The organism is Pedobacter sp. AC212 (assembly GCF_979258625.1).
Window position 1 is genome coordinate 336293 of the sequence record NZ_OZ409870.1, and the last position, 17408, is coordinate 353700.

Below are 17408 nucleotides of genomic sequence, written 5' to 3' on the forward strand. Positions count from 1 at the left end.
CTATAATTTGGAGATGATTAGATTTGATTTTGCAGAATTTCTTCTTCAGTTATTGGAATAATGAAATAGAATTCAGAGCCCTCATCTGGCACACTATTTACCCCAATAGTACCACCATGGCGCTTAATGATTTCTGCACAAATGTACAAGCCAATACCTAAGCCGTTAAAACGATGGCTATTTTCTTCAACTCGATAAAATTTATCAAAAATCTTTTCTTGTTGCTCGCTGGAGATTCCTATTCCAAAATCTTTAACTGCCAGGTAAAGCTTCCCATCTCTAATATTAATGGTTACGTTTACCTGGTTAGTGCCTGGCGCATATTTAATGGCGTTGGTTATAAAATTGATAACCACCTGTTCCAACCGCATTTCATCGCCAAAAATATTCTCGCTGGTTTGGCCAAGCTTGGTAATTTTAAAATCAGGATTAGATTGTTGCAACATTTCAATGGCATTGTTAACCATATTATCGGCACAGAAGCTTTGCATGTTAAACTTCATTTTGCCACTTTCAATCTTCGAAATATCTAATAAATCAACAATCAATTCGTTTAGCTTTTCGAGCTGAACACTGGCTTTTTCCAAATGGTTTTGAGCCATTTCTTTGTTATCTTTATTCAAGCTCCGTTGCAAAAGTTGTATATAACCTTTAACGCTGGTGAGCGGGGTTTTTAACTCATGGCTGGCAATACTGATAAATTCGTCCTTTTTCTGTTCAGCTTGCTTTCTAAATTCTATCTCTTTCAATAATTCTTCCTGAACCTCGTTTAGCTTTCTGCTTTGCTCATAAATGCGGTAAAAAGTTTTTATCTTAAGTAAAAGAATATTGATATCAACCGGCTTGATGATGTAATCTAATCCTCCGCTTAAATATCCCTTAGTTATGAATTTAAGTTCGGTGTTTACTGCCGATAAGAAAATGATTGCGGTATCTTTTGCCTTGCTAAACCCCGAAATGGCTTCGGCGACTTCAAAACCATCCATATCTGGCATTTGAACATCCAGAATGATGAGCACATAATTGTTTTTTAAAACCTTTTTTAATGCTTCTTCTCCAGATGACGCCGTGTCTACCTCAAAATTATGAGCTTGTAGTACTTTCTGTAACGAAATGAGGTTTTCTGGTCTGTCATCAACTATAAGGATCATCTTTATTAAAACAAATAGGAAGCTAGGATAATTATGTTTGGTTCGGAGACAACATCTCCTTAACTAGGTACAAACAGCAAAGTTTTAAAAAGGTTTTGGGTTTTGAAATTTTTTTTTCGAAAACTTTTTGAAGTACTATAATTAACGCTTAGTCCTGCTCTCCATTTCAAGTCCTGGTTGAAAAAACCGGGTGCTTTTTATTACGATCAGGTTTAGGTGGCCAATAATTTAACTATTAAAGTTTCCTTTGCCAATAGCCTTAGAGCTGACTAAAAGTATCGCCTTGCTTAAAATCGCCTGTTTCGAAACCTTTTTTAAACCAGAACATACGTTGTTGTGAAGTACCATGAGTAAAAGAATCTGGCTGAACATCTCCAGTGGCTTGCTTCTGTAATTTATCGTCGCCGATAGCATTTGCTGCTGTAAGCGCTTCTTCAATATCACCTTCTTCCAGCTTAAAATCTTTAAGATTTTGAGCATGATGTGCCCACAATCCAGCAAAGAAATCGGCCTGTAGTTCTAATTTTACTGATAAACGGTTATATTCTTTTTCACTAACCTGACCGCGGGCTTCATCAAGCTTTGCAGAAATGCCCAACAAATTTTGAACGTGATGGCCCACCTCATGTGCAATTACATATGCTTGAGCGAAATCGCCTGCCGCACCGAAACGGTTTTTTAAATCATCATAAAATGATAAATCGATATACACTTTCTGATCACCAGGACAGTAAAACGGACCTACGTTCGAACTTGCATTTCCACATGCAGTTTGCACACCCTCTCTAAACAACCTCAGTTTTGGATATTCGTATTGTTTGCCCATGGCCTGAAATTCTTTATCCCATACCTGCTCGGTAGATTCTAAAACACCAGAAACAAAAACCGCCTGTGGATCATTTGCCGGAACGCCTTGCTTAACTTCTTCTGTACCTTGTGAAGTTGGAAGCTGGCTCACTACACCGCTTAAGTCCTTCCCGAAAATTAAACCGAGTATAACCACAACGATACCGATACCTCCGCCAAGAATGGTTTTACCACCACCTCCGCTTCTACCATCTTCCATGTTGCTGCTACCTTTTCCGAACCACTGCATATTTTTAAATTTTTTGATTTAATGAATAACCGTAAACCGTAGTTAATTGTTATACTAAAGTAGAAATTATTTTCCTGATTTATTCTTTTAGGTTTTGATGGAATAAAAAAGCCAGAAATTTCTTCCTGGCTTACACATCGTATCTTTTAATCTAGTTACTAAACACAGCAATTGCTTTTGCAATTCTGGCCTTAGTTTCTTCTACACCTAACAATACAGCAATATCAAAAACACCAGGCCCAAATTTACCACCAACCAACATCACACGGAATGGCAACATCAGTTCGCCAGGCTTAAAACCTTTTTCTTCAGCCAATGCTTTAAAAGCTGCTTCTTCACTAGCAGCATCAGTTAAAGCCAATTTTTCTGCAAAAGCATTAAAGAATTCGGCCTTTTCTGGAGTCCATTTTGGTTTAACTGCTTGCTCATCGTATTGGCTAGGGGAGGCAAAAAAGTATCCGCTTTGCGCCACAAAATCAGGCAAAAGTGTACAACGATCTTTAATTAAATCGATAATCGTATTTAGAAAAAAATCATCTGCAACTTCAATACCCGCTTTTTGTAGTTCTGCTTTAATGGGCAACTGTAAACTGGTAACCGGCGACTGCTTAATCCATTCATGATTGTACCATTTGGCCTTTTCGAAATCGAACTTCGCTCCTGCTTTACTTATTCTCTCTATCGAGAACTTTTCCTCCAATTCTTTTAACGAGAAAAGTTCCTGATCTGTGCCATCATTCCAGCCTAATAAAGCCAGCATATTAACGAAAGCCTCAGGCAGGAAGCCCATCTCTTTAAAACCTTTGGTAACATCGCCAGTTTTAGGATCCGTCCAGTTCATCGCATACACCGGGAAACCTAAACGGTCGCCGTCGCGTTTGCTTAATTTTCCATGTCCATCTGGCTTAAGGATTAAAGGTAAATGGGCCCATGCTGGCATATCAGCTTCCCAACCTAAATATTTCCACAGCAAAATATGAATTGGTGCCGATGGCAACCATTCTTCGCCTCGGAAAGCATGAGAAATTTCCATCGCCTTATCATCTACAACAACTGCCAAATGATACGTCGGCATGCCATCTGCTTTTAATAATACTTTATCATCAACCAATGAAGTTTCAAAACTTACATCGCCACGAATTAAATCATTAAAATGAACAATTTCATCTTCAGGCACTTTTAGTCTGATCACGTGAGGCGTTTTTGAAGCCAATAGATCTTCAACCTCACTAATGGTTAAGGTTAATGAATTGCGCATTTGCATCCGGGTAGCCTGGCCGTATTGAAAGTTTGGAAGTTCTTTCCTTTTCGCATCCAGTTCTTCAGGAGTATCAAAGGCGTAATAGGCATAGCCATCGCTAATCAATTGTTCGGCAAACTTCCTATAGCTTGGTTTGCGCTCACTCTGGCGGTAAGGCCCATAAACTCCAGGATTCTGTGGACTTTCATCTGGGGCAATGCCACACCAGTTCAAACAATCTACAATATACTGTTCTGCACCTTCTACAAAACGATTTTGATCGGTATCTTCTACCCGAAGTACGAAGGTTCCATTATTCTTTTTTGCGAACAAATAATTAAACAACGCCGTACGTACACCGCCTAAATGCAGTCCTCCGGTTGGGCTTGGGGCAAATCTTACTCTAACTTTCTTATCCATAATTGGCTTGTTGAGCGGTTGGCGTTAAGCGATTAGCGGTTCAAACGCCTATCGCTATGCGCAAAACGCAAGACGGTACAAAGATATAGTTTTTATGATTTTTTCGTTTTGTTATTGTAATTTGCCCATCTAAAGCATGAACCCTTATCAAAAGAAACGCCGCTGGAAGTTTTTCCTCCTCATATTTGCCATTCTAATTGGCATTGCTTCAGTGTTTTATACGGATTCTTTTGTGAAAAAAATGGAACGTGAGGAAGCGGCACAGTTTCAGCTTTGGGTGAAGATTACAGAAAGATCGATGCTTTTGTATGATAATGACAACTTCACTAGTGTTGTAGAAGATGTTAGGGAAAACACTAAAATGCCTGTTATTGTAGTGAATGATGATGGCACAATCCTTTCTTCGAGTGGGTTAGATAGCACCAAAACCTGGTACCCCGACAATGAAAAATTGGTTTACGATAGCCTTTATTTTGTACGTGAACTCTCTACAATGAAAAAGCAACATCGCCCTGTGGTGATGAATATTATGGGGCAGGAAAAACTTGCCTACTACAAAGATTCGTTTATCCTTACCCAACTTCGATATTTTCCGTACATCCAAATGGGTGTAATTTTTCTTTTTCTGTTAACCGCTTACACCGCCTTTAGTTCTGCCCGAAAAGATGAACAAGATCATGTTTGGGTGGGTTTGGCCAAAGAAACAGCGCATCAACTCGGTACCCCCATATCTTCGCTCATGGCCTGGGTCGAGCTGATGAAATCTAAATTTGACGCGGAAGACGACCCGCTCATTGCCGAGATGGAAAACGATATCAAACGATTGGAAATTATTACCGATCGTTTCTCTAAAATTGGATCGAAACCGATACTAGAAGACCATACCGTTTACATTGTAATCAGCGATTTTATTAGGTATTTCAAAGTCAGAACATCAGATAAAGTGAAATTTAGCATTACCGGCGATGAACAGGTAAGAGCCTTATTGAATGTGCCACTGTTTGATTGGGTGATTGAAAACCTCTTGAAAAATGCAGCTAATGCCATTGAAAATGAAGGATCGATTTCAGTAAATATAATTGAGAACCTGGCAAAAGAACAAGTTTTTATCGATGTTACAGATAGTGGAAAAGGCATCCCACGTTCGAAATTTGATGCCGTTTTCCAACCGGGTTATACTACTCGTAAACGTGGCTGGGGACTTGGTTTATCACTTACTAAAAGGATTGTTGAGAATTACCATAGCGGCGAAATTTTCGTAAAAGAATCTGAGCTAGGCAAAGGAACAACCTTCAGAATTATTTTAAAAAGCAGCTTAAGATATGAACCGACCACAACCTAACGAATACCCTGCCTGGGGCGAAACCTATATCAGCAAAGTGAATGGCGATATTATTGACGTTTTAGAAGAACAGGTTTTCACCATACCAGCTTTGTTCGAAAGAAATAAAAACAAGGAAAATTACGCTTACGCCGATGGCAAGTGGACGGTAAAAGAAATGCTTGGTCATATTATAGATTGCGAAAGGATTTTTGCTTACCGGATGACCGCTTTCGCCAGAAATGAACCGCAGCAATTACCGGGTTTTGACGAAGATGAATACGTAGCAAATGCCCGCTTCGATGAACGCAACTATGAAGACATGATCGAAGAGTTTTCTGCTTTAAGAAAAGCGAATCTTTACTTTTTCAAAAGCTTAAACGATACCGAATTGAACAGAAAGGGAATAGCCTCCAACAGAGAAATTAGTGTAAAATCGATCTTATTTATAGCTGCCGGTCATATTATTCATCATGTTGGAGTTTTAGCAGAACGTTATGAAGTGGTTTAAAGATTTTACCGTTGAGGAACTGAATGGCCGACCAAAAAACCATATTGGTGCATTGTTGGGTATCGAATTTACCAAAATAGGTGATGATTTTATTGAGGGCACGATGCCTGTTGATAAACGCACACATCAGCCTGCAGGAATTTTACATGGTGGAGCATCGGTTGTTTTGGCCGAAACATTAGGGAGCATTGCATCTTTCATGCTTATTGATCCTGAAAAGTACGTTGCCGTGGGGTTGGAAGTAAACGCAAATCACTTGCGCCCTGTTAAAAGCGGTTTGGTTAAAGGTATTTGTACACCCATACACATCGGTGCCAAAACCCACATCTGGGATATTAAACTTTTTAACGATCGCGGTAAAATGAGCTGTATCAGCAGACTCACTGTTGCGGTAATAAATAAACCAACTTAGTTAATCAGTTTTCTGTAAATAAACACTTGGAAACAGGTTTCAGCAGCTTCGATTTATGCAGTTTGCTATAAATAGATTTGTAGTAATTCCTCGGAAATTATTGCAAGAAAAATCAGCGAAAATCCGTGTAATCTGCGGGAGAAAAAAATATGGCTTAAGATATTGCTGCAAAAAAAAAGCTCCCGCTGATCTCACAGATTCACGCAGAACAAAATCTGCAAAAGTCAGCGTATCTGCGGGAGAAAAACTTTTAGCAATAAATTACTTCGTAGCTTCCTGATCTAACCATTTCTTCTCAATAACGTATGAAATGATTAAACCTAAGCCGCCGAAGATTCCGATGCAACCAAAATAAACGGCTACCGACTGGCTGATTTCAGCGTTTGTCATATCGCTGCCGAAAACACCTCTAACGGTGAACAAAGCAACTAATAATCCTACACCTAAACCCATAAAAAGCAAACCAAATTTTAAACTCAAAAATGGTTTTGGGGTGGCTCGTTGTACGCCTGGATCGATTCCTCTTTCGATCATGGCCATTTTTTCTTTGTTTGATAAATAGCGGATTCCGAATATCATCGCGAATGCGCCTAAAAAAAGTGAAATTGGAACTAATATACCTAGCATGGTGTTGTATTTTAAATGTTAATAATTTATTTATCTCTTTCTGAACCGTGTTCTGTGTATTATGACTACATAAATTTTAGTCAGGTTACAGGCTTGCTCAAAAAAAATTATAGCTTTATTTAATTACTTCACGATTTGCAAGAGAAATTAAAAAATATCGAGTTATTTGGTGCATTGGGTGATGATGCTTTATCCTTGCTGGCTAATCATTTCAGGGTAGTCAATTATAAAAAAGGCACTATTTTAATCCATGCAGAAAAAGTTGAACCTTATTTTTACATTTTAGAAACTGGAATTGCCAGAGCATATTCTGATGGGGAAAACCAACAAATTACTTTCTGGTTTGGGCAAGCTGGCGATGTGTTGCTTTCTTACAATAGTTACATCAACAATAAACCTGGCTATGAAAATATCGAACTTTTAGAGGATTCGGTTTTATATCAAATTCATCTCCGCGATTTATTTGAGCTTTATAACCAACATTTAGCGCTTGCTAATTGGGGTAGAAAAATTGCTGAAATGGAATTAATTGCTACTGAGAAAAGATTAATCGATCGGTCGTTTAAGGATGCCACAGAAAGATATCGTGATTTTATTGTTCAATCTCCCGATCTGATTAAAAGAGTAGCCTTGAAACATATTGCTTCTTATTTAGGCGTAACACAAGTTACTTTAAGCAGAATTAGAGCAGCCTGCAAATAAATCTATTTTTTAACATTTGTAAAATGTGGGCGAAGCAAGGTATTGTACTTTTGCCGAAACAATCATTACGTTATGAACTGGATCATTTTAATTATTGCCGGCCTTTTCGAAGTTGGCTTCACTACCTGCTTAAAGCTTTCTAATAATTTTTCGAATATTAAATGGAGTATCGCTTTCTTCGTTTGTATTACTTTAAGTTTTGTTTTACTTAATAAAGCCACTCAAACGCTACCTATGGGTACGGCGTATGCGGTTTGGACCGGAATTGGAGCAGTTGGAACGGTAATTATCGGTATCGCGTATTTTAACGAGCCCGCTACTTTTTGGCGCATATTTTTCATTTGCACACTAATCGGATCTATTGCAGGCTTAAAGTTTTTTGCATCGCATTAAATGGGTTACGGGTTACCTGAGTTACCGGGCTGGGTGGTTATGAGTTCAAAGTTGAATGTTAAAAGTTACAAGGCTGGGTACATAGTTGGGTGGTTATGCGTTGAGCGTTGCATGTTAAAAGTTATACGGCTGGATGCAAAGACTTTTATAAGCAATAACCTTTGCGCCCAAACTTGCAACCCACAACTTATAACTGGCAACTGATAACCGGTAACTGATAACTTTTTCTGCAACCCTGTAACCTCCTTACTTTGTATGTAGTCTTACATTCAAATATGGAGCAAACACTTACAGATTTGGTGCTGATTCAAAATGTGTTGAACGGAGATTCCGCTCAATATGCTTTGTTGGTCAAACGGCACCAACGATTTGTGTTTACGCTTGCTTTACGATTTGCAAAAAACAGGGAAGATGCAGAAGAAATTGCCCAAGATTGTTTTATTAAAGCCTATAAAGCACTTGGAACCTTTAAGCAAACGGCAAAATTTAGCACCTGGCTGTACACTATTACTTATACCACAGCCATGACTTTCTTGCGCAAAAAGCGATTGGATACTTCATCTATTAACGATGAAGAAACCTTTCTGCAATTGGAAAACCATATCTCAAGCTTCAATGCAAATGGATATGAAAAGCAAGACAGTCATAAATTTTTGAACCAGGCCATACAGTTGCTGCTGCCGGATGATGCTGCGATTATAACGATGTTTTACCAGGGAGAACAAAGTTTGGAGGAAATTGGCGAAGCTTTAAATATGGAGGCCAATACAATCAAAGTGAAATTGCATCGGGCGAGGCAAAGGCTTAAAGAAAAATTACAATATTTGTTACATGATGAAGTAAAGGAGTTACTATGAACACAATAGAACAACAGCTTTGGGATTACATTGATGGGAATTTGGATGCTACCGAAGCCAAATCCCTCGAAGAAAAGATTAGTAAAAATGTCAAAATTAAACTTCAGTATGAGGAATTATTAAGTTTGAATATAGCTTTCGGTAAAATTGAGTTGGACGAACCTTCCATGTCGTTTACCAGAAACGTGATGGAAAGTGTATCCATAGCGCCGGCACCAGTTGCTTTAAAAACGAAAGTAAACGCCCGTATTATTTATGGCATCGGTGGGTTTTTTATCCTTTCATTGGTAGCACTTTTTGGCTACGCCCTTTTTAACCTAGACTTTAAAACTACTGACTTCGACTTGCAATTAAATGCTGATTTTAACTGGGAGAAGTACATTAGTCAAACAGTACTATATAGTTTTCTCTTTGCTGATTTAGTTATCGGGTTGGTGTTTGTGGATTATTTGTTGAGGAAAAAGATGACTCATAAATAATTTCTGCTTCGCAGAAATCGAATGTTTTAAGCAGCAATATGCTGGCTGGATCTGTAGAAACCTGCGAGAGCTCCGTTACGCTAATCTTTTCAAAATCTTTAATCCTTCGGGCCATTCGCCAAAGCCAGAAACCGCGTTGATATGACCAGCTTCTCCGATATTGATAAATTCGCTTCCCCAATGCGCCGCAAAAAACTGAGCCCTTTCCAAGCTTACCCATTCGTCATTTGAACTGGCCACCACAATGGTTTTGAAATTTATTTTATCTAAAGGAACATAATCAAAACCCACCGTTGGAAAATTGTAGCGTGGTGCCTCAAGATCGCTCGGCCCAACCAGCAAAGCTCCTTTAATTACTTTTTTATATTCCTTAGACCAATTGGCAATGGCGGTACAACCAAGACTATGACCAATTAAAACCACTGTAGATACATCGTATTCTGATAGAGTCGATTCAATTTTTTCAATCCAGTCTTTCGAAGCCGGCGCATCCCATTCTTCCTGGTTAATCCGACAAAAGTTACTGCCCGAATTTTCGAAGTGTGTTTGCCAGTGATCAGGGCCAGAATTGCCCAAACCGGGGATAATAAAGTAATTCGTCATTATGGATATTAGTCAGAAAGAAATCCTAAATTTTCAAAATAAAAAAAGCCCCGATTTATGCAATCAGGGCTTCATTGTAAATATGATAGTTAATTAAATTACTTTCACATTAACGGCATTTAAGCCTTTTTTACCGTTAGCAACTTCGTACTGTACTTTGTCGTTTTCACGGATTTCGTCGATAAGACCTGTTGAATGAACAAAAATTTCGCTATCGCCATTCGCAGGTACGATAAAGCCAAAACCTTTAGTTACATTGAAGAATTTTACTGTGCCTTCTTGCATTGTATTAAATATTAAAATTAAGTCTGCAAGGTAAGTTTTAATTTTTAAAATCAAAATAAATTTTAACATTTTTTTAACGTTAAAATTTTGTAAACAGCAGATTACTAAGGCTTTTTAATTGCCTTCCCAACAATCATCACCGTAATTTCGCTATTATGCGGAATTCCAAGCGTTGTTCCCGGAGCCACATCAAACAGATTTCTGATGTAGATATCTGCCACACCTTGCATCATTCTTTTCTTAGGTTCTGCCGCTTCGGGTAGCACGCCGTTTACCGACAAAATTTTTAGGGTTCCGGTATAATCCACCAGTGCCAAACACTCATAAGCAAAATCCTTATAAGCCCGATTGATCTCTATCCGATATCTCGGAAAAATATAATCATAAGCAGAAGTTCTCTTTTGTAATTTATCTACGCTGCTAAACTTTTCTACCGTAACAATTTTACTTTTGGGCAGAAACTGAACTGGCTCTGTCGCTGCGAATGCAGTTGTATCGGTGCGATTTACTTCTGCAGCTCTTTTTTCGATATAAATGGTATCTGCCTTTATAGGCCGTTGCAGAATTTCTGCGGTGGTTTTAAGCTTATTTTTGATGTAATTCTGCGCATAAAAAGTCATGTTTACATCCGATCGAATATCATCAGCGATTACCTTTCCATCTACCTGTACGCGTTGAAACACCAAACTATCTTTACTGATGTGTTTTACTTTGAAAAATTCTTCTGCGAAGTTGTACACATTGCCATGATCGTATTGCAGGTAAAAGTTTTGCATCCGCTGTTTTTGCGGGCTCCAGGCCGACATCGTATCTTCAGAAACTACTTCAATAATCCAGGAAGGTTTTTGCATAAATCCCTGCTCATTAAACGATAACCCGTTACTAAAACGGCGTTTTACTTCCTCATAACGAATTCCCTTTACGGGTGCAAATTCAAAATCCCTCAAGCTGGCATCATTTTTTTTATTTTTATTGCTACAAGCAGAGAGTAACAATATTAAAAAAAAGACTTGTATCGTGTTCTTAATCATGTAAAGGCTAAAATAACTATTTCTTTTTTACTAAAACCACGTTGGCTACCTTACGCTGGCCTTCATGGTCCCACTTCTTATTATCAGTTGGATAATTGATCACACCGCCATCAGGCATTCCAGCTACCCATAAAGTTGTAGAACCTCCACCATCAAAATTGATGGCACTTTTGCAACCCAACCATTTCATTAATTTACCTAACTCGTGCAAACTCATGCCGGCCGATTTTTCGTTACGCCCATCTACTGTTAACAAAATTATTCTTCCGTTCGGTTTAACACCCAAACAGGTCCGTGGGTGGCGCAAACGGGTAAACGAAGTCGTATCTAAAAGCTCATCAACATCATTGTAAGTTAATAACGGCCCGTTGAGCATGATGTTTTGTTCCATTAATTTTGTTTCCCAATCTGCTGTTCCATCCCATTTTTTTATTGAAATTTTCCCGTTATCAATCACAACAGCTGCTTGCTGATGCCTTGCCCTCTTCCCATCTTTATCTAAACGATTGGTGTTGATAATGTTACCGTTTACCTTAACAAAATCTACTGAACCTCCGTTTTTCACATCGAAAAAATTTCCGTTCAATGCTGCAATCGCGGTATCACGAATGCCAAAATTACTGGTGGTAATTAATTCTTTTTCTTCAGCACCTAAAGCAAAAACGGCCTTTCTGCCTGTATTTTTAATTTCTAGAAATGAAATATTTTCATTTGCTGCAAACAGATTTTTTTGATCAAAATGATGGCGAAACAGTCGAACCTGTTTGGTAACACGTGTTTTTTGCCATTTGGTTTTTACAACTGTTATCGAATCGAGATTTTGTGCGTAACTAAAAGATGCAATTGATGTGATCAGGATGAGAGAAAATATTTTTTTAAGCATGGGTTTTGGATTTGCTATAAAATTAAAAAAAACGGAGTAAACCTTAATAGGCTTACTCCGTTTTTAAATTTAGCGAATGGTTTGAATCATTAAGTGCTCAGATGATCGGCTTGAAACCTTTCAACTTTTAACATTTTAAACTCCAACCCTTCTATTTTATTTCTTCGGATCTAAAATATCTTTAATTCTAACCGTAAGATCATCGTAATGCGCTTTTGCAATAGCATCTCCAGCTACTGAGCGGGCTTTTGTTGTAGCCTGTAAGGCTTTCAATTCTGCTCTCACTAAGGGGCGAATATCTGATAAACTCACATTGATTGGCGTTAACCCATAACTTGCAGCAGATTCAACTGGGAAACCTGGCGGAAGTTCCGATTCAGTTGTCATTAAATAGCCTAAACGGTCTACATATGCTCTTTGTAAATTACGTTTAAACGCATCTGGTCTGCCTGCGGCGAAAACAGAAGTTTTAATATCCTTAAATAATTCTGGCAAAGTATAAGCTTTTACAGTGCCATTTTTAGTTTCGTTATCTAATAAACGGGCAATTCGTGGTGCCGCTAAAAGATTAACCAAAGTGTTGGCCTGCACTGCTTTGATTCTATTTAAAAGTGTACCGTTATCGAATTTACTCAATTGATCATTGTTAATTAACCAAAGCGGGGTAGTAAACAACTGCTGATTAAAAAATGAAACGGCTTCTTTTTGTTTTGCTTTTGATAAGTAACTATAAACCGGACCAGTTTGATCATAGGTTTTAAAGTTTTCGCTCATCCCACCTACATTGGTAAGTACGTGGCCCATGTAGCGGTTATATTGACCAACAATTTCAGTATAGATTTCTTTCAAATCGCTGTAGTCTTTACCTTTTTGGTAGGTCCATTTTTCTACGTTTGGAAGAATGCGCTTTAAGTTTGCAATACCATAAGTACTTGCTTTCATCGCATTATCGCCCAAATCTTCACTTTGCAAACGAGGATCCAGCGATGTACCTTGTCGACCATAAAAATAAAGCGGGTTACCAGCATTTTTTAAAGTCCATTGGTTTAAGATTTCCTTTTCCTGCTCGGCAGTTTTGTTTCCAGGAATCCAAGAGTAACCCCATTTAATTGACCATTTATCGTATTCACCAATTTGAGGGTGCATTTTGGTAACACCATCGCCAGGTTGTGCAATGTAATTGAAACGGGCATAATCCATAATAGAAGGTGCTGTTCCATGTTTATCGGTAAACGCTTTGGAACGTAATGAATCTACCGGATAGGCATAGCTAGAACCGAAGTTATGTGGCAAACCTAGTGTATGGCCAATTTCATGTGAAGAAACGAAGCGGATCAGCTCACCCATTTGAGCATCCGTAAATTTTGCTTTACGCACTTCAGGGTTAATGGCTGCCGTTTGAACGAAGTACCAGTTGCGCAATAAATTCATCACGTTGTGATACCAACCAATGTGTGTTTCTAAAATTTGGCCAGTACGCGGATCGCTTACATGCGGCCCATAAGCATTTGCAATATCAGAAGCAAAGTAACGAACTACCGAATAACGGGAGTCTTCTACACTAAACTGCGGATCTTCTTGAGGTGTTGGTGCTTGTTTACCAAAAATGGCGTTTTTGAAACCTGCTGCTTCAAAAGCCACTTGCCAATCGTTAATTCCCTGGATTAAAAATGGAACCCATTTTTTCGGCGTAGCCGGATCGATATAAATGATAATAGGTTTAACAGGCTCCACTAATTCGCCTCTTTTATAAGCTGCGGTATCCTTCGGAACCAAATTCCAACGGTGAATGTAAGCCGTACGTTCTGCCTTTTGGGCATCGGTACCATAGTCAATTTGAGATTGACCAAAGTAGCCCACCCGATTATCCATGATTCTAGCTTTCACAGGCATTTTCGGCAACAATAACATCGAAGTATTAAATTCGAAAGTTACGGCTCCGTTGCTGTTATCAGTTGGAGATTCTGCAGCACGATAAGTTTTTGCGGTTTTAACTTCGATATTTATCGGAAAAGTTTTTATGGTATCGATATAAGAACGAGTGGCATCATAAGTAATCACTTTATAGGCTTTACGGATTTGATCGGTAGCACCGATCGCCATAATATCGCCGTTATAAAAGTCAGTTACATCGATTACGATACCCGTAGTATCTTTATTATAGGCTTTGATTTCGAAGCTTGCAAGAATTTGCGCCAAGTTTGAGTTTTGCACCGACTCGTACATATCACTAGTAGAATCTGCTTTTGTAGCATAACTTGGTACACGGATGTAAACCTGTTTGCCTCTACGTTCCCATTTCCAAACCTGCTCGTTTAATTCTTCACCACCATATTGCTGGTTGCCTACTTTAATACCCACAGGCGCTTTTGCCAATCGCGTAACTACCAGCATTTCACGGTTGATAATGGAATCTGGTATTTCGAAATACCATTTATCATCCACTTTGTGTGTTTTGAATAATCCGTTAGTCGTTCTGGCTTTTGATGTAATCACCTCTGAGTAGGGCTTAATTCCTTCTTTTTTTGGTGCCGCCGCAGCTGCTGCTGCTGGAGTTGCAGGGCTAGTTGTGCCCTTTTTTGGTTTTTTTTGTGCTTGTGCTGAATCAATACCAGCTAAACCAAGCACCATAATACCAGCTAATGCCAGTACTTTCACTTGTTTCTTCATTTATATGTTTATAAGATCTTTATGATAATAAGAGCCCGAAGTTATAGCGTTGTTACCTGATTAACATTGTGTAACTATAAAATTACTAATAGGTTAAATCCTTTTTTCAAGCCTGACCACTTTAAAGAAAACTTTGCTGTCGCGATAAACCTCCAATATGACTGTTTTATCAGCTTTAGATTTGAACATCTCCGTCAGATCATTTAAAGTATAGGCACTGATAGATTTGAAATTTACGCCAATAATTTCATCGTACGGGCATAATCCTGCTTTTTCGGCTGGCGACCCTTCGTCAATTTCGCCAACAATTACCCGTTTATACTCTGCCTGATCCAGATAAATTACCATGCCCACCATGTCATGCTGGAAAGGAACTCTAGCCAGGCTATTTGGTTTAAGGTACATAAACTTATCCTGGTAATTTAGCTGGACATCAAATTTCCGTAGCATTTCGGCGCCTAGGTTTCCATTGCGAAAAGTTAAGTCAATCTTTTTTGAAATGGATTCGAAATCCGGGAAACCCGATACTACGTCATTAAAAATATGTCCCCCCAAATAAAAAGTGCTAATCCTGCCCATATAACCCTTTATTTGTCCGCTCAGGCTCATCCCTAAGTTCGCCTTTATTGTTTTCTCAGGCAGCGGAAAAGCACCTCCGTTTAACATTTCCATTGATAAAGCATGGCTGGCCCCGGTATCCATCAGTAACCGTGTGCTTACTTTCCCCTTATCAGGAATGTCTACCTGAACATCCACATAAGGCTTTAAGTTTTCAATAAATATCGGCACCTTGGTTCCTCGATATTTTATCCTCCTGCTTACATCGCTAAATATGATTCTATTCTCGCTGTAGCGAATATCAACAATAAAACTATTGAAGAAACTAAAGCCAATTAAACCGTAAATTTTAATCCCTAAATGACCAGATAGATTGAACAGATCTTCTTTAAGTATAGCTGTGGGGATATGATTAACTTTGGCGCTTCCTATTTTAGCCGAAATATTTTGCGATACATAAGCGTCAACCGTTTCCAAGCCCAAGCCCGATAATTTAATTTTTCGCATTAAGCCAAAATTTAACGTATCAATAATTGATGGATCTGTGATGATCATCGGCCCTACACCTGTATCCAGCACGAAATTATAGGGTCCTTTCTCATTTACAAAAACCGGAATGATCATTAAGTTTTTGATACACTTAAACTGAATAGATTGCTTTTGTTTATTTCCTGGAAAGGTAAATTCTTGCGCCTGTGAATGCAAACCGAACAAAATAAATGCTACACAAATGGTGAATTTGCGGATATCAAAATAGATAACAGAAGCATATTTGGTTAACATTAAATTAAATTTAATAAATTAGTTGGTAATTATCATTTCTAAACTTTCAGCATGCCTATTTATAAAATCCATTCTCAGCTCCTTACACTTTCTCTTGCGTGTGTATTGGTAATTTCCAGTTGCTCTACCAATAAAATGATTTCCAAAAAGGTAGCTAAAGAATTCAAAAATTCGACGGTGATAAAGCAGTACCAAGTGGGCTTTGCGCTTTATAACATGGACGATAAAAAGATGATTTATGAGAAAGATGCAGATAAGTACTTCTCGCCAGCATCTAATACCAAGCTTTATACCTTTTTTGCAAGTTTAAAAATGTTGCCAGAGCAAATGCCAGCTTTGAAATACATTGAACGTAACGACTCTTTAATTTTCTGGGGCACCGGCGACCCATCGTTTCTACAATTTGCGGTCAAAGATAAGTCGGCCTATAATTTTCTTCAAGCATCAAACAGAAAACTATTTTTTGCACCTGGAAGGTATTTAGGTGCGTTTTTTGGCGATGGCTGGAGTTGGGATGATTACGATTATTATTATCAACCCGAAATTACCGAGATGCCGATAATGGATAATATGGTTACTTCCACCTATCAATCTCCCGGTAAAATTAATATTTCACCAAAGGTTTTTGCACATTGCTTCGAGGTAGATTCGAGCAAAACAACTGGCGGGTTCCAGGTAACCAGAGATTTTTTAACCAATCATTTTCGCTATCCTTTGGTTGAAGTGAAGCCCAATTACAATCAGCAAAACCCTTACAAAACCAGCATTCAAACAACTTTGGAGGTACTTTCGGATACACTACATAAAAGTGTTGGCGTTATAAAAATGAAAATCCCTGCCAATGCGAAAACACTTCCAGGTGCCAAACGCGATTCCGTTTTAAAACACATGATGTTGCCAAGCGATAATTTTATTGCCGAACATTTATTATTGGTTTGCTCCAATCAAATTAGCGACACTTTAAGCACTACAAAAGCCATTCAGCATATCACTAAAAACTATTTATCTTTTTTGCCTGATAAGGTAAAATGGGCTGATGGATCTGGCCTTTCCCGTCAGAATTTATTTACCCCACGAGATAATATTTATTTACTCGATTCCATTTATCACCTGGTAAGTAATAGAGAAAAACTTTTTGATATGCTCCCGGCTGGAGGAAAAAGCGGAACGCTCAGAAACGCCTATCCTAAAACTGATCAGCCATTTGTTTATGGCAAAACCGGATCGTTAGGTGGCGTTCACAATCAAAGCGGTTATGTACTTACTAAAAAAGGTAAAACGTATATATATTCCTTTATGAATAATAATTTCATTAATCCTACAAGTGAAGTAAGAGCAGAAATGGTCAGAATAATGACTTATATCCATGAAAATTTTTAGTGCAAA

General features: G+C 38.4%; 18 protein-coding genes. 8 read left to right on the forward strand and 10 right to left on the reverse strand.

Annotated features, from left to right (window positions below; translation table 11 throughout):
* Positions 1–17: 17 nt before the first annotated feature.
* The 3 genes from ACZZZC_RS01430 to gltX form a co-directional block, all read right to left on the reverse strand.
* The gene (locus ACZZZC_RS01430; protein WP_463484501.1) at positions 18–1151 is read right to left on the reverse strand and encodes an ATP-binding response regulator; all 1134 of its coding nucleotides are present in this window, start codon (positions 1149–1151) and stop codon (positions 18–20) included.
* A 259-nt stretch (positions 1152–1410) separates the two neighbouring features.
* Entirely contained in the window at positions 1411–2247 is an 837-nt protein-coding gene (gene ypfJ, locus ACZZZC_RS01435; RefSeq protein WP_056850670.1) for a KPN_02809 family neutral zinc metallopeptidase, read from the reverse strand.
* Between the two features lie 151 nt (positions 2248–2398).
* On the reverse strand, positions 2399–3907 hold the full coding sequence (gltX, locus tag ACZZZC_RS01440; RefSeq protein WP_463484502.1) for a glutamate--tRNA ligase: 1509 nt from the start codon (positions 3905–3907) through the stop codon (positions 2399–2401).
* Positions 3908–4043: 136 nt separating this feature from the next.
* On the opposite strand from gltX, the gene ACZZZC_RS01445 reads away from it, so the two are divergent.
* Genes ACZZZC_RS01445 through ACZZZC_RS01455 form a run of 3 tightly spaced genes read left to right on the forward strand, consistent with a single transcriptional unit; the run spans position 4044 to position 6151 of the window.
* Complete coding sequence (locus tag ACZZZC_RS01445) at positions 4044–5249, forward strand: sensor histidine kinase (protein ID WP_056850668.1); 1206 nt, start codon at positions 4044–4046, stop codon at positions 5247–5249.
* Complete coding sequence (locus ACZZZC_RS01450; protein WP_463484503.1) at positions 5230–5739, forward strand: DinB family protein; 510 nt, start codon at positions 5230–5232, stop codon at positions 5737–5739. Before ACZZZC_RS01445 ends, ACZZZC_RS01450 begins: the two co-directional genes overlap by 20 nt.
* Complete coding sequence (locus tag ACZZZC_RS01455; RefSeq protein WP_463484504.1) at positions 5726–6151, forward strand: hotdog fold thioesterase; 426 nt, start codon at positions 5726–5728, stop codon at positions 6149–6151. Before ACZZZC_RS01450 ends, ACZZZC_RS01455 begins: the two co-directional genes overlap by 14 nt.
* Before the next feature lie 261 nt (positions 6152–6412).
* On the opposite strand, the gene ACZZZC_RS01460 is transcribed toward ACZZZC_RS01455, so the two are convergent.
* Positions 6413–6778, reverse strand: a complete 366-nt coding sequence (locus tag ACZZZC_RS01460; RefSeq protein WP_463484505.1) for a DUF6249 domain-containing protein — start codon at positions 6776–6778, stop codon at positions 6413–6415.
* A gap of 135 nt (positions 6779–6913) precedes the next feature.
* Here ACZZZC_RS01460 and ACZZZC_RS01465 point away from each other — a divergent pair, with 135 nt between their 5' ends.
* The 4 genes from ACZZZC_RS01465 (at position 6914) to ACZZZC_RS01480 (ending at position 9209) form a co-directional block, all read left to right on the forward strand.
* A complete protein-coding gene (locus tag ACZZZC_RS01465) occupies positions 6914–7480 on the forward strand; it encodes a Crp/Fnr family transcriptional regulator (protein ID WP_463484506.1) in 567 nt (188 codons plus the stop codon).
* A gap of 72 nt (positions 7481–7552) precedes the next feature.
* A complete protein-coding gene (locus tag ACZZZC_RS01470) occupies positions 7553–7873 on the forward strand; it encodes a DMT family transporter (protein ID WP_463484507.1) in 321 nt (106 codons plus the stop codon).
* Between the two features lie 275 nt (positions 7874–8148).
* Entirely contained in the window at positions 8149–8730 is a 582-nt protein-coding gene (locus ACZZZC_RS01475; RefSeq protein ID WP_463484508.1) for an RNA polymerase sigma factor, read from the forward strand.
* Positions 8727–9209 (forward strand): hypothetical protein, encoded by a 483-nt coding sequence (locus ACZZZC_RS01480; protein WP_463484509.1) that lies wholly within the window; start codon positions 8727–8729, stop codon positions 9207–9209. Before ACZZZC_RS01475 ends, ACZZZC_RS01480 begins: the two co-directional genes overlap by 4 nt.
* Positions 9210–9284: 75 nt before the next feature.
* Here ACZZZC_RS01480 and ACZZZC_RS01485 read toward each other — a convergent pair whose 3' ends face one another.
* From ACZZZC_RS01485 to ACZZZC_RS01510, 6 genes are all read right to left on the reverse strand, one after another.
* Complete coding sequence (locus ACZZZC_RS01485) at positions 9285–9812, reverse strand: RBBP9/YdeN family alpha/beta hydrolase (RefSeq protein WP_463484510.1); 528 nt, start codon at positions 9810–9812, stop codon at positions 9285–9287.
* A 93-nt stretch (positions 9813–9905) separates the two neighbouring features.
* Positions 9906–10097, reverse strand: a complete 192-nt coding sequence (locus tag ACZZZC_RS01490; protein ID WP_025141747.1) for a cold-shock protein — start codon at positions 10095–10097, stop codon at positions 9906–9908.
* A 104-nt stretch (positions 10098–10201) separates the two neighbouring features.
* The gene (locus ACZZZC_RS01495) at positions 10202–11044 is read right to left on the reverse strand and encodes a hypothetical protein (protein WP_463484511.1); all 843 of its coding nucleotides are present in this window, start codon (positions 11042–11044) and stop codon (positions 10202–10204) included.
* Positions 11045–11144: 100 nt separating this feature from the next.
* Positions 11145–12011, reverse strand: a complete 867-nt coding sequence (locus tag ACZZZC_RS01500) for a phosphodiester glycosidase family protein (RefSeq protein ID WP_463484512.1) — start codon at positions 12009–12011, stop codon at positions 11145–11147.
* 156 nt (positions 12012–12167) lie between these two features.
* A complete protein-coding gene (locus ACZZZC_RS01505; protein ID WP_463486431.1) occupies positions 12168–14681 on the reverse strand; it encodes a zinc-dependent metalloprotease in 2514 nt (837 codons plus the stop codon).
* 93 nt (positions 14682–14774) lie between these two features.
* Entirely contained in the window at positions 14775–16022 is a 1248-nt protein-coding gene (locus ACZZZC_RS01510; protein WP_463486432.1) for a pepsin/retropepsin-like aspartic protease family protein, read from the reverse strand.
* Positions 16023–16073: 51 nt separating this feature from the next.
* On the opposite strand from ACZZZC_RS01510, the gene ACZZZC_RS01515 reads away from it, so the two are divergent.
* Positions 16074–17402 carry a D-alanyl-D-alanine carboxypeptidase gene (locus tag ACZZZC_RS01515; protein ID WP_463484515.1) on the forward strand — a complete coding sequence of 443 codons (1329 nt, stop codon included), beginning with the start codon at positions 16074–16076 and terminating at the stop codon, positions 17400–17402.
* The last annotated feature ends 6 nt before the right edge of the window (positions 17403–17408 follow it).

Excerpts from the sequence above, each read along its gene's own strand:
- ACZZZC_RS01430 (WP_463484501.1), bottom strand. The coding sequence starts at position 1,151 with ATGATCCTTATAGTTGATGACAGACCAGAAAACCTCATTTCGTTACAG.
- ypfJ (WP_056850670.1), bottom strand. The coding sequence starts at position 2,247 with ATGCAGTGGTTCGGAAAAGGTAGCAGCAACATGGAAGATGGTAGAAGC.
- gltX (WP_463484502.1), bottom strand. The coding sequence starts at position 3,907 with ATGGATAAGAAAGTTAGAGTAAGATTTGCCCCAAGCCCAACCGGAGGA.
- ACZZZC_RS01445 (WP_056850668.1), top strand. The coding sequence starts at position 4,044 with ATGAACCCTTATCAAAAGAAACGCCGCTGGAAGTTTTTCCTCCTCATA.
- ACZZZC_RS01450 (WP_463484503.1), top strand. The coding sequence starts at position 5,230 with ATGAACCGACCACAACCTAACGAATACCCTGCCTGGGGCGAAACCTAT.
- ACZZZC_RS01455 (WP_463484504.1), top strand. The coding sequence starts at position 5,726 with ATGAAGTGGTTTAAAGATTTTACCGTTGAGGAACTGAATGGCCGACCA.
- ACZZZC_RS01460 (WP_463484505.1), bottom strand. The coding sequence starts at position 6,778 with ATGCTAGGTATATTAGTTCCAATTTCACTTTTTTTAGGCGCATTCGCG.
- ACZZZC_RS01470 (WP_463484507.1), top strand. The coding sequence starts at position 7,553 with ATGAACTGGATCATTTTAATTATTGCCGGCCTTTTCGAAGTTGGCTTC.
- ACZZZC_RS01475 (WP_463484508.1), top strand. The coding sequence starts at position 8,149 with ATGGAGCAAACACTTACAGATTTGGTGCTGATTCAAAATGTGTTGAAC.
- ACZZZC_RS01480 (WP_463484509.1), top strand. The coding sequence starts at position 8,727 with ATGAACACAATAGAACAACAGCTTTGGGATTACATTGATGGGAATTTG.
- ACZZZC_RS01485 (WP_463484510.1), bottom strand. The coding sequence starts at position 9,812 with ATGACGAATTACTTTATTATCCCCGGTTTGGGCAATTCTGGCCCTGAT.
- ACZZZC_RS01490 (WP_025141747.1), bottom strand. The coding sequence starts at position 10,097 with ATGCAAGAAGGCACAGTAAAATTCTTCAATGTAACTAAAGGTTTTGGC.
- ACZZZC_RS01500 (WP_463484512.1), bottom strand. The coding sequence starts at position 12,011 with ATGCTTAAAAAAATATTTTCTCTCATCCTGATCACATCAATTGCATCT.
- ACZZZC_RS01505 (WP_463486431.1), bottom strand. The coding sequence starts at position 14,681 with ATGAAGAAACAAGTGAAAGTACTGGCATTAGCTGGTATTATGGTGCTT.
- ACZZZC_RS01510 (WP_463486432.1), bottom strand. The coding sequence starts at position 16,022 with ATGTTAACCAAATATGCTTCTGTTATCTATTTTGATATCCGCAAATTC.
- ACZZZC_RS01515 (WP_463484515.1), top strand. The coding sequence starts at position 16,074 with ATGCCTATTTATAAAATCCATTCTCAGCTCCTTACACTTTCTCTTGCG.